The sequence below is a fragment of the Agromyces sp. NBRC 114283 genome, assembly GCF_030268405.1.
In the GTDB taxonomy this organism is placed as follows: domain Bacteria; phylum Actinomycetota; class Actinomycetes; order Actinomycetales; family Microbacteriaceae; genus Agromyces; species Agromyces mediolanus.
Window position 1 is genome coordinate 849,737 of sequence record NZ_BSQP01000001.1, and the last position, 13,781, is coordinate 863,517.

A 13,781-nucleotide genomic window follows, 5' to 3' on the forward strand; every position below is an offset into this window, starting at 1 on the left:
ACAATGGAGGAGTGAGCACCGACGACCAGCCCGAGCCCGCCGCCGACCGGGGCGCGCAGCCGCACGCCGCCGACGAGGCATCCGCGCCGGTCCAGCCCGAGGCATCCGCGCCCGTCGAGCCCGTCGTCGAGACCGAGACGAGCCGCGACGAGGTCGTCGTGCGCCGCGCCCCGCGCTACGGCGCCTTCCTGCTCGTCGGCGCCGTCGTGGGCGCGCTCGTGGCGCTCGTGCTCTCGCTCGCCTTCACCCCCGACCCCGACCGCGTCGCGCAGGACTTCACGTACGACCCGGGTCAGGTGTTCGGCTTCCTGCTGCTCGGCGGGGTTGCGATCGGTGCCGCGCTCGGCGCGCTCACCGCGCTCATCGTCGACCGCGCGCTCGCGCGCCGCACGAAGCGCGTCGTCGCCGAGCGCGACGAGACGCACCGCGTCGACGACTGACCGCATACACCCCGCGAGTTGCCCGACTTTCATGAAAGTCGGGCAACTGAGGTGCTGACTCCGACTTGCCCAACTTTCATGAAAGTTGGGCAAGTCGAGAAGAGGAGTACGGGAGCGGGCCCGCTCAGCTGAGCTGCGTGCGCTCGACCCAGTCGAGGTACTCGGGGGTGACCGTGCCCGTGACGTACTCGCCCGTGAAGCAGGAGAGGTCGAGCTCGGTGATCGAGGTGCCCTCGGTGATCGCGGCCTGCAGGTCGGCGACCTCCTGGAAGATCATGTGGTCGGCACCCAGCTCCGCGGCGATCTCGGGGATCTTGCGGCCGTGCGCGATGAGCTCCTGGCGGCTCGGCATGTTGATGCCGTAGACGTGCGGGTATCGCACGGGCGGGGCCGCCGAGGTGAACGTGACCTTGTTGGCGCCGGCGTCGCGGGCCATCTGCACGATCTGCTGCGAGGTGGTGCCGCGCACGATCGAGTCGTCGACGATGAGGATGTTCTTGCCCTTGAACTCGGTGCCCATCGCGTTGAGCTTCTGCCGCACGGAGCGCTTGCGCTCGGCCTGCCCCGGCATGATGAAGGTGCGGCCGACGTAGCGGTTCTTGTAGAAGCCCTCGCGGTACTCGATGCCGAGCTTCTGCGCCACCTGCATCGCCGCGGGCCGGGAGGAGTCGGGGATGGGCATGACGACGTCGATGTCGCCGAGCGGCATGTGCGTGGCGATGGTGTCGGCGAGGCGGTTGCCCATGCGGAGGCGCGCCTCGTAGACGGAGATGCCGTTCATCACCGAGTCGGGGCGGGCGAGGTAGACGTACTCGAAGGAGCACGGCACGAGGCGCGGGTTCGTCGCGCACTGGCGCGAGACCATGGTGCCGTCGAGGGCGATGAAGATCGCCTCGCCAGGCTCGACGTCGCGCACGATCTCGTAGTCGCCGTTCTCGAGCACGAGGGACTCGCTCGCGACGATCCACTCCTCCTTGCCGGCGTCGGTGAGGCGGCGGCCGAGGATCAGCGGGCGGATGCCGAAGGGGTCGCGGAACGCGAGCAGGCCGTAGCCGGCGATCATCGAGATGACCGCGTAGGAGCCCTCGACGCGCTGGTGCACGGCCTCGACGGCGGCGAAGACCTGGTCGGGGTCGAGCTCGAGCCCGGTGATCTGGCTCTGCAGCTCGGTGGCGAGCACGTTCAACAGCATCTCGGTGTCGCTCGTCGAGTTCACGTGCCGGCGGTCGATCGAGAACAGCTCGCTCGAGAGCTCGCGGGTGTTCGTGAGGTTGCCGTTGTGCACGAGGACGATGCCGTAGGGGGCGTTCACGTAGAACGGCTGCGCCTCCTCCTCGCGCTCGGCGGCGCCCTTCGTCGTGTAGCGCACGTGCCCGAGGCCCATGTTGCCGATGAGCGAGCGCATGTCGCGGGTGCGGAAGCCCTCGCGCACCTGTCCGCGCGAACGGATCAGGTGGAACACGGGGCCATCGGCGGTCGCGATGCCCGTCGAGTCCTGGCCACGGTGCTGCAGGAGCAGCAGGCTGTCGTAGATCTGCTGGTTGACCGGCTCGGTGGAGACGATGCCGACGATGCCGCACATGCGAGCGATGGCTCCTTGGGGGTGAAGGGGCGTCCGAGGTGGACCCGTCGATTCTCCCACACGCGCGGGCGAGCACGGCCCGCGCTGCGGGGTGCTCGGATGCGCACGATCCGGGACTTGCTATTCGGCTTTATTTAGTTCTAAATTAACATCACCGCCCGCCACACAGCAGAGAGGCTCAGATGGCGCACCGCACCAGCCCCCGCACCGACGTCACCCGCTCGGCGATCCTCGCCCAGCTCGGTGCCAACGGCCCGGCGTCCCGCGCCGATCTCGCCCGCGCGCTGTCGGTGTCGCCCGCGCTCGTCACGCAGCTCACGAAGGACCTCCTCGCCGACGGCCTCATCGCCGAGCTCGAGCAGGCCCCCTCGAGCGGCGGGCGGCCCGCGCGCATGCTCGGACTCGTGGCCTCCGCCGGTCGTGCGGTCGGCGTCAAGGTCGTCGCCGACCACGTCGCCTTCGTCGAGGTCGGCATCGACGGCCGCGTGCTGCGCTCGGCCAGCGAGCCGTTCGACGCCATGGCGAGCACGTACCTCACCGAACTCGTCGAGCGCATCCGGCACTTCCTCGACGGCGGCGGCGGAGCGCCGCTCCTCGGCGTCGGCGTCGGCGTGCCGGGCAGCGTCGACCAGCCCGGCAGCGGCGTGGTCGACGCCCCCGCGCTCGACTGGAGCAAGGTCGAGCTCGGCGACGCCCTCCGCCGGGCCCTCGGCCTCCCGGTCATCGTCGAGAACAACGTGAACGCCCTCGCCGTCGCCGAACGCCTGTTCGGGCTCGGCCGCAGCCACGACAACTTCCTCGTCGTCACGATCGGCACGGGCGTCGGTGCGGGCATCGTCGTCGATGGCGCGGTGCTCCGCGCCGCGAACGGGGGCGCCGGCGAGATCGGGCACATCCCGGTCGCCGAGGGCGGCCCGCGCTGCCACTGCGGCAACGACGGATGCCTCGAGGCGCTCATCGGCGAGGCGGCGCTCGTCGCCCGCGCGCGCGCCGAGGGCGTCATCTCCGCCGCCGCCGGGATCGACGCCCTCCGGGCCGCCGCCGATGCCGGCGACGAGCGTGCGAGCCGGGTCTTCGGCGACGCCGGCGCCGTGCTCGGCCGCACGCTCGCGGGCGTCGTGCACACGATCGCCCCCGCCTTCGTGGTCGTGCTCGGCGAGGGCACCGACGCCTGGCGGCACTGGTCGTACGGCTTCGAGCCCGCCTTCCGCTCCCACCTCCTGCGGCACCTCCGCGGCATCCCCGTCGAGGTCGAGACCTGGCAGGACGAGAGCTGGGCGCAGGGCGCCGCCGCGCTCGTCCTCGCCACGCCGTTCGACGCGGACGCGGCCGGCGACCAGGCCCGCCTCATCCGCGCCCGCCTCGTCGAGCAGGCCGGCCGGCCATGACCGCGACCCTCACCCGCCCCGGGCGCCCAGCGCCTGCGGCGCCGCGCCGCGCACCCTCCGGGGGTCGTGGCCGCACGCTCGCGGCCCGCCGTCGCTACGCGCTCACCGTCCTCGCGTTCCTGCTGCCGAGCGCCGTGCCGCTCGCGATGTTCGTGCTCGGCCCGATGGTCGCCGCGGCCTGGATCAGCCTCACCGACTGGAACCTGCTCGCACCCGCGAACTGGGTCGGCTTCGACAACTACGCGAAGCTCCTCGCCGACCCGAAGACCGGCGAGGTCTTCCTGCACACGCTCGCGTACATCGCGGGGTACCTGCCGCTCGTCTACCTCGGCGGCCTCGCCATCGCGCTCGGCCTGAACACCGCGCTCCGCGGCCGCACCCTGCTCCGCGGCGTCTACTTCCTGCCGGTCGTCACGAGCTGGATCGTCGTCGCCCTCGTCTGGCGGTGGCTGCTGAACCCGGCGAACGGCGTCGTCAACACGGTGCTCGCGTGGTTCGGCATCGCGGGGCCGGGCTGGTGGACCGACCCGGCCTGGGCGATGCCGTCGATCATCCTCGCCTCGGCGTGGAAGGACCTCGGCTTCGTCATGGTGATCCTCCTCGCCGGGTTGCAGGCCATCGACCCCGCGCTGCTCGAAGCCGCGCGCGTCGACGGCGCCGGCTGGTGGCGGCGGCTCGTCTCGATCATCATGCCGCTGCTCTCGCCGGCCACGTTCTTCGTCATCGTCATCTCGCTCATCAACGGCTTCCAGGTGTTCGACCAGGTGTACGCGATGACGGGCGGCGGCCCCGGCGGCGCGACCCAGGTCGTCGTGCAGCAGATCTACGACCTGACCTTCCGCTACGGGCGGGCCGGCGAGGCATCCGCCCTCTCCTGGATGCTCTTCGTCGTCATCCTCGCGGTCACCGTCGTGCAGATCCGCGGCCAGCGCAAGTGGGTGAACTATGGCTGAGACGCTCGCGATCCGGACCGCCAGGCCGCGCCCCGTGCCGTGGCGGAGCATCCTGCTCCACCTCGTCATCGCGCTCGGCGCCGTGGCGATGTTCTTCCCCTTCTACTGGACCCTCGTCACCTCGCTCAATGCCGACAGCCGGCTCGACTCCGCGCCGACGCTGTGGCCGGCGGACCCGAGCCTCGAGGCCTATGCGACGCTCTTCACCCGGCTGCCCTTCGCGCGGGTGATCGGAAACAGCCTGCTGCTCGCGGTCGTCACGACGCTCGTGCAGCTGTTCACGAGCGCCACCGCGGCGTACGCGTTCAGCCGGCTGCCGTTCCGCGGCCGCACGGCGGTGTTCGGCGTCTACCTCGCGACGATGATGGTGCCGCTGCAGGTGCTCGTCGTGCCGCTGTTCGCCGAGCTCAAGGCCTTCGGGCTCGTCGACACCTACCTCGGCGCGCTGCTGCCGACCTTCGCGAGCGCGTTCGGGATCTTCCTGCTGCGCCAGGCGATGAACCAGGTGCCGACGGAGCTCGACGAGGCCGCCGCCCTCGACGGCGCCGGGCACTTCCGCATCTTCTGGACCGTGATGCTGCCGAACATCCGGCCCGCGCTCGCGACCCTCGCGGTGTTCGCCTTCATGGGCAGCTGGAACAGCTTCCTCTGGCCGCTCGTCGTGCTGCGCTCGCCGGAGGTGCAGACCCTGCCGGTCGCGCTCGCCGGGCTCCAGGGCCAGTTCACCACCCAGTGGGACGTCGTCATGGCCGGCTCCATCGTGAGCATCCTGCCGATGCTCGCCATCTACCTGTTCGCGCAGAAATACGTCATCCAGGGCGCCGCCAACACCGGGCTGAAGTAGCCGGCCCGGGCGTCACCCGCATCATCCGAGCAATTCCCCCGCACCACCCACCGCACCATCCCTCACACGATCGAAGGAGATTCCCGAATGAGGACCACAGCGCTCACCGCCGCCGGCATCGCCGCCGCGGCCGCCCTCGTGATGACCGGTTGCACCGCCGATGGCGGGCAGGCCGACGGCCCCGTCACGATCACGTACACCAACTTCATCTCGAACGACGGCAACGAGGAGAACCTGCAGAAGATCGTCGCCGCCTTCGAGGAGGAGCACCCTGACATCTCCGTCGAGGTGACCACGCTGCCGTACGCCGACTACGGCACCGCGCTGCAGACCGACCTCGCCGCCGGCACCGTCTCCGACGTGTTCGACCTCGAGTACGCGAATTACGCGCAGTACCAGGCGAACGGCGTGCTCGCCGAGATCCCGGTCGAGGACCCGAGCGTCTACCGCGAGAGCGTGCTCGAGGCGTACGCCACCGACGGGAAGCAGTACGCGCTGCCGAGCTCGTTCTCGACCGTCGTGCTCTTCTACAACTCGGACCTCTTCGACGCGGCCGGGCTCGAGTACCCGACCTCCGACTGGACCTGGGCCGATGAGCAGGCCGCGGCCGAGCAGCTCACCGACCAGGCCGCGGGCGTCTGGGGCGATCACCAGCCGGTCAGCTTCTACGAGTTCTACAAGGTGCTCGCGCAGAACGGCGGGGAGTTCCTCGACGAGTCCGGCACGAAGACCGCGTTCAACACCCCCGAGGGCGTCGAGGCGGCCGAGTGGCTCGTGGGCAAGAGCGGTACCGTCATGCCGACGGTCGAGCAGGGGCAGGGCACGCCCGACTTCGACACGAACCTCTTCGCGGACGGCAAGCTCGCGATGCTGCACACCGGCATCTGGATGTTCGGCGCCTTCGCCGACGTGCCGTTCGGCTGGGACGTCGCGGTCGAGCCGGGCAACACCCAGCAGGCGAGCGCGCTCTTCTCGAACGCGGTGGGCGTCTCCTCGGGCTCGAAGCACCAGGATGCCGCGGCCGAATTCGCCCGCTTCCTCACCTCGAGCGAGGTGATGGTCGAGACCCGTCTCGACGCGGGCTGGGAGCTGCCGGTGATCTCCGACGAGGCCGCGCTCGAGAGCTACCTCACCCTCGGCGACCCCGCCAACCGTCAGGCGGTCTTCGACTCGCTCGACCAGGTCGCGCTGCCGCCCGTCGTCGCGAAGGGCCAGCAGGAGATGCAGGACATCATGACCGAGGAGCTCGTCGAAGCCCAGGCCGGTCGCAAGACCGTCGAGGAGGCGCTGGCCTCCGCGAGCGAGCGCATCGACGCCGCGATCGGCTGAGCACGCGTCGGCCGCGCGCCCGGCTCGGGCGCCGGCCGGCGCCGGCGGAGCCGCCGACCCGGCGGTCCCGCCCCAGACCACCCCGAACACGAAAGCAGCACGACGCATGACCCTTCCCGTGACCGGCCGCAGGCCGTCGATCCCCGAGCTCGCCGACACGAGCGCCGAGCTCATCGCCTCGCTCCAGGACGCGGGCGGCGCCTACCCGGCGAGCCCGACCTTCTCCGCCTACGCCGGGTACAGCTGGTTCCGCGACGGCGCGTTCATCGCCGACGGGATGTCGGCGGCCGGTCGCGCGGAGTCGGCCGAGCGCTTCTTCGACTGGTGCGCCGGCGTGCTGGAGGCCCGGGCGGACCGGATCGCCGAGATCGTCGCCGCCGCCGAGGCGGGGGCCCCGGTGCCCGACGCCGAGATGCTCGCGACCCGGTTCACCTTCGATGGACGCGAGGGCGACGACGAGTGGTGGGACTTCCAGCTCGACGGCTACGGCACCTGGCTCTGGGCGCTCGGCGAGCACGTGCGCCGGCACGGTGCGGATGCCTCGCGCTGGCGCCGCGCGATCGAGCTCTCGGTGGACTACCTCATCGCCTCCTGGGACCGTCCGTGCTTCGACTGGTGGGAGGAGCACGCGCAGCACGTGCACGTCTCCACCCTCGGCTGCATCGCGGCGGGGCTGCGCGAGTCGCTCGCGCTCGGCGTGCTCGACCCCGCGCGCTCCGCGGCCGCTGCGGCGGCGGAGCGCTCCGCGCTCGCCCGGATCGGCGCCGCGGGCGAGGGGGTGGTCGACGGCCATCTGGCCAAGTGGCTCGGTTCGGACACGGTCGACGCGAGCCTCGGCGCCGTCGTCGGACTCCTCGACGTGGTGGCGGCGGGCTCCCCGCTCGGCGCGGCGACGATCGAGCGGCTCGAGCAGGAGCTCACGGTCGGGGACGGCGTGCACCGCTACCTCGACGACACCTTCTACGGCGGCGGGCAGTGGCCGCTGCTGTCCTGCTTCCTCGGCATCGCCCACGCCCGGGCGGGCGACGTCGAGCGGGCGCGCGAGCTGCTCGTCTGGGCCGCCTCGACGGCCGACGCCGACGGCGCCATGCCGGAGCAGGTGGGGCAGCACCTCCTCGCCCCGGAGCGGGTCGCCGAGTGGGTCGAGCGCTGGGGGCCCGTGGCGCAGCCGCTGCTGTGGAGCCACGCGATGCTGCTGCGGCTCGCGGTCGAGCTCGGCGACGACGAGGGGGTGCGCGCGTGATCCGGCACCGCCCGTTCGGCTCGGGGCATCCGTACTCCGAGGACACGGAGCAGCGCCGGCCGGTGCTGCCGCTCGCCGGGAAGCCGCTCGCCCTGGGGGTGCGCGCGAGCGCCGAGATCGAGTCGGTCGAGCTGGAGCTCGTCGTGACCGACGCCGACGGCGACGAGTCCGCCGAGGCCATCGCCCTCGGCCGGGTGCCGCGCAGCTCGCGCGGTCAGCTGGTCGACGGCGGGCACCTCGCCTCGGCGCAGGCCAGACTCGCCCGCGCGGCGGGGGGCTGGGCGGCGACGATCGACGCGCCCGCCGCCGGGTCGCGGCTCCGCTACCGCTTCACGGGGCGCGACGCCGCGGGGCGTGCGCAGCGCACCCGCTGGTTCGAGGTCGCGTCGGCGAGCTGGCGGGCCGCCCCCGACGAGCTCGTCCGGGTGCTCGGCCGCGACCGGCTCATGTCCGGCAGCGTGCAGCTGCTCGCCGACGGCGAGCGGGTGCACCGGGTGCGCTTCGAGCTGCCCTTAGAGGCGGGCGAGCACGTCACCGGCTTCGGCGAGCGCTTCGACGCGCTCGACCATCGGGGCCGCAGCCTCGACGCAGTCGTCTTCGAGCAGTACAAGAGCCAGGGCGCCGAGCGGAAGACCTATCTGCCGATGCCGTTCGCGCACGTCGTGGGCGGCGAAGGCTGGGGCTTCCATGTGCGCACCTCGCGGCGCAGCTGGTACGACCTGGGCGAGTCCCGCGCCGAGCGGCTCGTCGTCGAGGTCGAGGTGGACGCGGCGGATGCCTCGGCCGGCCCGGCCGGCGCGGCGCAGGAGCCCGTCGTCGAGCTCGCCGTGTACGACGGCGCGCCCGCCGAGGTGCTCGGCGCGTTCCTCGACGAGGTCGGCCGCCCGGAGGAGCTCCCCGACTGGGTGTTCCGGCTCTGGGCGAGCGGCAACGAGTGGAACACGCAGGCCGAGGTGATGCGCCAGCTCGATCTGCACCGCGAGCACGAGGTGCCGGTCGGTTCCGTCGTCATCGAGGCGTGGAGCGACGAGCGCACCTTCACCGCGTTCCGCGACGCGCGCTACGAGGTGCACCCCGACGGTTCCCCGCACCGGCTGGCCGACTTCGAGTTCCCCGCCGACGGCGCCTGGCCCGACCCGAAGGGCATGGTCGACGAGCTGCACGCCCGAGGCATCCGGGTGCACCTCTGGCAGATCCCGCTGATGAAGCTGCGCCCGCACCCCGAGGGGCAGGCGAAGGCGGATGCCGAGGCGGCGATCCGCGAGGGGGTGCTGCTGCGCGAGCCCGATGGGCGCGGCGGTCTCCGGCCGTACCGGAACCGCGGCTGGTGGTTCCCGCTGTCGCTCATGCCCGACCTCGCCGACCCGCGCGCCGCGCGCTGGTGGACCGAGAAGCGCCGCTACCTCGTCGAGGAGCTCGGCATCGACGGCTTCAAGACCGACGGCGGGGAGCACGCCTGGGGTCGCGAGCTCGTCTCCTTGGACGGCAGCCGCGGCGACGAGGCGAACAACCGATTCCCGGTCGCCTACGCGGCCGCGTACGGGGAGCTGCTGCGCTCGGCCGGCAAGGCACCGGTGACCTTCAGCCGGGCCGGCTTCACGGGCTCGCAGGCGCACGGCGCGTTCTGGGCGGGCGACGAGAACTCCACGTGGGAGGCGTTCCGCTGGTCGATGTTCGCGGGGCTGTCCTCGGCGGCGAGCGGCATCCTGTACTGGGGCTGGGACCTCGCGGGCTTCTCCGGCCCGGTGCCGGGCGCCGAGCTCTACCTGCGGGCCACGGCCGCCTCGGTGTTCGTGCCGATCATGCAGTACCACTCGGAGTTCAACCACCATCGGGCGCCATCGCGCGACCGCACGCCCTGGAACATCGCCGAGCAGACGGGCGACGAGCGGGTGCTGCCGGTGTTCCGCGAGTTCGTGCAACTGCGCGAGCGGCTCGTGCCGTACCTCGCGGCCGAGGCGCGCGAGTCGATCCGCAGCTCGGCGCCGCTCATGCGCCCGGTGTACTTCGACCACCCCGGGCTCGAGACCGCGTGGACGCATCCGCTGCAGTGGTTCCTCGGTCGTGAGCTGTTCGTCTCGCCGGTCGTCACGGAGGGCGAGTCGCGCCACGAGGTGGCGCTGCCGCCGGGGGACTGGGTGGATGCCTGGACGGGCGAATCGGTGGCCGGCGACCGCGTGGTCGAGGTCGAGGTGCCGATCGACCGGGTGCCGGTGTATGTGCGCGCCGCGGCGTGGCCCGGGCTGCGGGAGGTCTTCGGCGGCTGAGGTCGGTCCCGGATCAGTATTTCGACGGGATCGGCAACACCGCCATGGTGCAGCGTGAGATGCAGACCGGCCGGCCCTGCTCGTCGGTGATGCGGATGTCCCAGACCTGGGTGGTGCGGCCGCGCGTGAGCGGCCGCGCCTCGCCGTAGACCCAGCCCTCGGCGACGGGGCGCACGTGGTTCGCGTTGATCTCCATGCCGACGCAGTAATACTGCTCGGGGTCGACGGTCATGCTCGCGCCCCAGCTCGCGAGCGTCTCGGCGAGGGCGACGGATGCCCCGCCGTGCAGCACCCCGCCGGGCTGGCGGGTGCGGCCGTCGACCGGCATGCGCCCCTTCAGCGAGTCCTCGGTGAGCTCGGTCATCTCGATGCCGAGGCTCGTGATCGCGGTGCCGTCGCTGCGGGAGTTGGCCCACTCGAGGGAGGGCTCGCCGAACCAGATGCTCATGCGTTCGAGTCTCGCACGGGCGGGCGACGGGATGGGGTTCGGCGGCAGCTGTGCCGATTCGATTGGCGAAGCGGAGAGGTCATCCCTCTTTCGGGGGTCTTGTTTGCGTACCGGGCGTTCTGCTTCGGTAGCGAGTACATGCTCAGCATCGGGGGACCTACCGGGTGGATGTGAAGGTGTGGGGGCCGCGGGTACCGCGGTTCGTTCCATCTCGACTCGGAGGGGCAACGCGTTGCGTGCTGGGGGGCGCCGTCGTGCACGGCGGATGAAGTGGTGGGTCGCGGGCGCGACCGTGTTCGCGGTCGTCGTGTCCGGGACGGTCGTCGTCTCGCTGGGCCTGCAGCGCGGGACGGACGATGAGGCCGGCGGCGCCGATTGCTCGGTGCCGTCGGCCGAGACCGTCGGCGCGGCGGCGGCACTCGCCGACGCCTGCGGCATCGATGTCGAGGTCGCCGAGGCGCGGACGCCGTGGGAGCGCACCTGGGCGACGGCGGACGGGGCGGCCCGGACCGACTTCTCGGTCATGCCGAACCAGGTGCAGCGCGACGGCGAGTGGGTCGACCTCGATCGCACCCTCGTCGTCGCGGAGGGCGGCGGGGCGATCGAGGTCGCCGCGCCCGTCTACGAGCTCTCGCTGAGCGCGGGCGACGAGCCGGCGCGCGAGCCTCGACCGCTCGGCGTCATCGAGTACGGCGGCGAACGCCTCGAGGTGTGGTTCCCGCTCGAGCTGCCCGAGCCGGAGCTCGATGGGGCCCGGGCGACGTACCAGCTCGACGACGGGGTACGGCTCGAGGTGACGGTCAGCCCGGATGCGACGGGCTTCACCCCGATCGTCGTGCTCGACTCCCCGGCGGCCGCCGCGCGGTTCGAGGCGGCGCTCGTCGCCGCTCGCGAGGCGAGCGGCGACGCCGGCGAGGGGATCGACGTCGCGTTCCGAACGGTCGTCTCCGAGGGGCTCCGCGTCGCCACCACCGCGGAGGGCGGGATCGAGGTGCTCGACGAGCGCGACGAGGTGCGATTCTCGTCGCCGCCCTCGGTGATGTGGGATGCCGCGGGCGATGTCGAGGCGGATGACGCCCCCGCACTCGAGGCGGATGACGCCCCCGCACTCGAGGCGGGGGTCGCCGATCCGGAGCTCGCTGAGCTGGAGCGCGGTCTGCACGCGATGCCGGGCGATCGCGTCGCGGCGATGCCGGTCGTGGTCGTCGACGGCCGGATCGTCGTCAGCCCAGACTCCGCGCTGCTCGAGGATCCCGCGACCGTGTGGCCCGTGCGGATCGACCCCAGCTTCAGCGGGAAGGGGCCGGCCGACTGGATCTTGGTGCGGACCGGCGGCTTCTCGAGTTCGATCTACAAGTGGACCGATCCGATCGACGGTGGCAACGGGCGTTGCACCGACTCGTCCTGCAACGCGAACTTCACCGCTCGACTGGCCTGGCAGTTCACCGGCCTGGACTCGATCGGCGCGATGGTCGGCGGCGACGTGATCAATGCGCAGTTCCGGGTGAACGGGGTGCACTCGTACAACTGCAACGCGGCGACGACGGACCTGTTCGTGTCCGGGTGGATCAACTCCTCGACCACATGGGGGTCGCTCGGTGTCGGCCTGTACTCCGGCTCGGTCACCGGCTCGCAGCGGAGCAGCTGCGGAACCGCGGGGTGGAAGGAGTTCGACGCCACGGCGGCGATCCGGCAACTCGCCGACTACAACTGGACGGCGATCACCCTCGGACTGAAATCTGCCGACGAGTCGTCGATGGCCGGCTGGAAACGGTTCGCCTACGACGCCACCCTCGCGGTGAGCTACAACCGGGCGCCGAACAAAGCAACGAACGTGAAGCTCGCCTCGCCCGCGAGCGCGTGCGTGGCCGGAGCCGGCCGGCCGATGATCGCCACGACGACGCCGACCATCTCGGCGGTGGCGACCGATCCTGACGGCGGCAACGTGCAGGCCGAGTTCTCGGTGGTGGATCAGGGCACCACGAACGAGGTCTGGAACAGCCGCCCGATCGCGGCGAAGGCCTCCGGGTCGACGTTCACGATGGCGGTCCCCACCGGCAAGCTTCTGAACGGGAAGGCCTACCAGTATCGCGTCACCGTGACGGACGGCTCGAAGTGGTCGGGATGGTCGACCGCAGTGTGCGAGTTCGCCGTGGATACGAGCAAGCCGGCGGCGCCCAAGGTAGTGCCGGTGGCGACGGGGCAGCCCGCCGTCTACGCGAGCGGGGTGGAACGCGGCGGTGTCGGCATCGCAGGCGCATTCACCCTCAGCTCGACGGCGAGCGACGTGGTGTCCTACAAGTACGGCTTCGGCACCAATCCGCCGACGACGGCCGTGACCGGGGCGACCGCCACGGTGACGTACACGCCGACGAAGACCGGACCCGTCTCGCTCTACGTCGTCGCGATCGACCGCGCGGGCAACGTCTCTGCGACCACGACGTACACCTTCGACGTCGCCTTCCCGGAGGAGGACGGCGTCTGGACCTTCGACGATGCCACGCGGGACGGCACGGCCACCGACTCGTCGGGGGTCGCGAAGAAGAACCCGCTCGTGCTCGCCGGTGAGGCGCAATGGACGACCGGGCCGCGGGAACTGTTCGGCTCGCGTGCCGGCGACGGCGCCCTGCTCTTCGACGGGGTGAACGACTTCGCGGCGACGGCGGGACCCGTCGTCGACACCCGCAAGTCGTTCACGGTCTCGGCGTTCGTGCGGCTGGATGCTGCCGCTCTCAACAAGGGGAAGCCATACAGCATTCTGGGGCAGGAAGGCCTGAAGAACTCGGGCTTCCACGTGCAGTACCACCCCTCGTCCTGCCCCACGCCGAACGGCATCGACGGCAGGGGGTGCTGGCGCTTCAGCATGATGAACGCCGACGTCCTAGCGAATCCGGGGAGCGTTGTCGTGTCCTCATCGGAGGCCGTGCGTGTCGACGAATGGGTGCTGCTCGTCGCCGAGCACAATGCGACGACGAAGAAAACCGCGATCTGGTCCTGCCCGGTCGGAACCCCGCAAAGCCCCACTACCGCGGTGCCGAAGAAGTCGCAGACCTCACGGGCCACGACTCCCTGGCAGGCATCCGGACCGTTCACTGTCGGGCGCTCTCAGTACAACGGCCAGCCACTCGACTACTGGCCAGGCGCCATCGACGACGTCCGCGTGTTCTCGGGGCAGGTGCTCTCGGAGGCGAAGATCCGCCGCATGTGCCAGGGCGCCGAGCCGAGCGACTTCGGCGGCGACGTGAACGCGGTCGACCCGACGGTGGGCGAGTGATGCGCGGGGGAGC

General features: G+C 71.5%; 10 protein-coding genes. 8 read left to right on the forward strand and 2 right to left on the reverse strand.

Translation table 11 applies throughout. The features are described from left to right. The first annotated feature begins 11 nt into the window (after nt 1-11). Nucleotides 12-440: a hypothetical protein gene (locus tag QSJ60_RS04085; RefSeq protein WP_285462706.1), complete on the forward strand. Its 429-nt coding sequence runs from the start codon at nt 12-14 to the stop codon at nt 438-440. Between the two features lie 124 nt (nt 441-564). On the opposite strand, the gene purF is transcribed toward QSJ60_RS04085, so the two are convergent. Next, nucleotides 565-2,022 carry an amidophosphoribosyltransferase gene (gene purF, locus QSJ60_RS04090; protein ID WP_285462707.1) on the reverse strand — a complete coding sequence of 486 codons (1,458 nt, stop codon included), beginning with the start codon at nt 2,020-2,022 and terminating at the stop codon, nt 565-567. A gap of 182 nt (nt 2,023-2,204) precedes the next feature. Here purF and QSJ60_RS04095 point away from each other — a divergent pair, with 182 nt between their 5' ends. The 6 genes from QSJ60_RS04095 to QSJ60_RS04120 all read left to right on the forward strand — a co-directional run bounded on the left by QSJ60_RS04095 (nt 2,205) and on the right by QSJ60_RS04120 (nt 10,046). After that, a complete protein-coding gene (locus QSJ60_RS04095) occupies nt 2,205-3,410 on the forward strand; it encodes an ROK family transcriptional regulator (RefSeq protein ID WP_285462708.1) in 1,206 nt (401 codons plus the stop codon). Further along, on the forward strand, nt 3,407-4,363 hold the full coding sequence (locus QSJ60_RS04100) for a carbohydrate ABC transporter permease (protein WP_285462709.1): 957 nt from the start codon (nt 3,407-3,409) through the stop codon (nt 4,361-4,363). The genes QSJ60_RS04095 and QSJ60_RS04100 overlap by 4 nt, the downstream gene beginning before the upstream one ends. Next, nucleotides 4,356-5,207, forward strand: coding sequence for a carbohydrate ABC transporter permease (locus tag QSJ60_RS04105; RefSeq protein WP_285462710.1), 852 nt, complete (start codon nt 4,356-4,358; stop codon nt 5,205-5,207). The genes QSJ60_RS04100 and QSJ60_RS04105 overlap by 8 nt, the downstream gene beginning before the upstream one ends. 87 nt (nt 5,208-5,294) lie before the next feature. Next, the gene (locus QSJ60_RS04110; RefSeq protein ID WP_285462711.1) at nt 5,295-6,536 is read left to right on the forward strand and encodes an ABC transporter substrate-binding protein; all 1,242 of its coding nucleotides are present in this window, start codon (nt 5,295-5,297) and stop codon (nt 6,534-6,536) included. Nucleotides 6,537-6,642: 106 nt separating this feature from the next. Then, nucleotides 6,643-7,779, forward strand: a complete 1,137-nt coding sequence (locus tag QSJ60_RS04115; RefSeq protein ID WP_285462712.1) for a glycoside hydrolase family 15 protein — start codon at nt 6,643-6,645, stop codon at nt 7,777-7,779. After that, nucleotides 7,776-10,046: a glycoside hydrolase family 31 protein gene (locus tag QSJ60_RS04120; protein ID WP_285462713.1), complete on the forward strand. Its 2,271-nt coding sequence runs from the start codon at nt 7,776-7,778 to the stop codon at nt 10,044-10,046. The genes QSJ60_RS04115 and QSJ60_RS04120 overlap by 4 nt, the downstream gene beginning before the upstream one ends. Before the next feature lie 13 nt (nt 10,047-10,059). Here QSJ60_RS04120 and QSJ60_RS04125 read toward each other — a convergent pair whose 3' ends face one another. After that, nucleotides 10,060-10,494 (reverse strand): PaaI family thioesterase, encoded by a 435-nt coding sequence (locus tag QSJ60_RS04125; protein ID WP_285462714.1) that lies wholly within the window; start codon nt 10,492-10,494, stop codon nt 10,060-10,062. A 265-nt stretch (nt 10,495-10,759) separates the two neighbouring features. On the opposite strand from QSJ60_RS04125, the gene QSJ60_RS04130 reads away from it, so the two are divergent. Then, nucleotides 10,760-13,768 carry a LamG-like jellyroll fold domain-containing protein gene (locus QSJ60_RS04130; RefSeq protein ID WP_285462715.1) on the forward strand — a complete coding sequence of 1,003 codons (3,009 nt, stop codon included), beginning with the start codon at nt 10,760-10,762 and terminating at the stop codon, nt 13,766-13,768. The last annotated feature ends 13 nt before the right edge of the window (nt 13,769-13,781 follow it).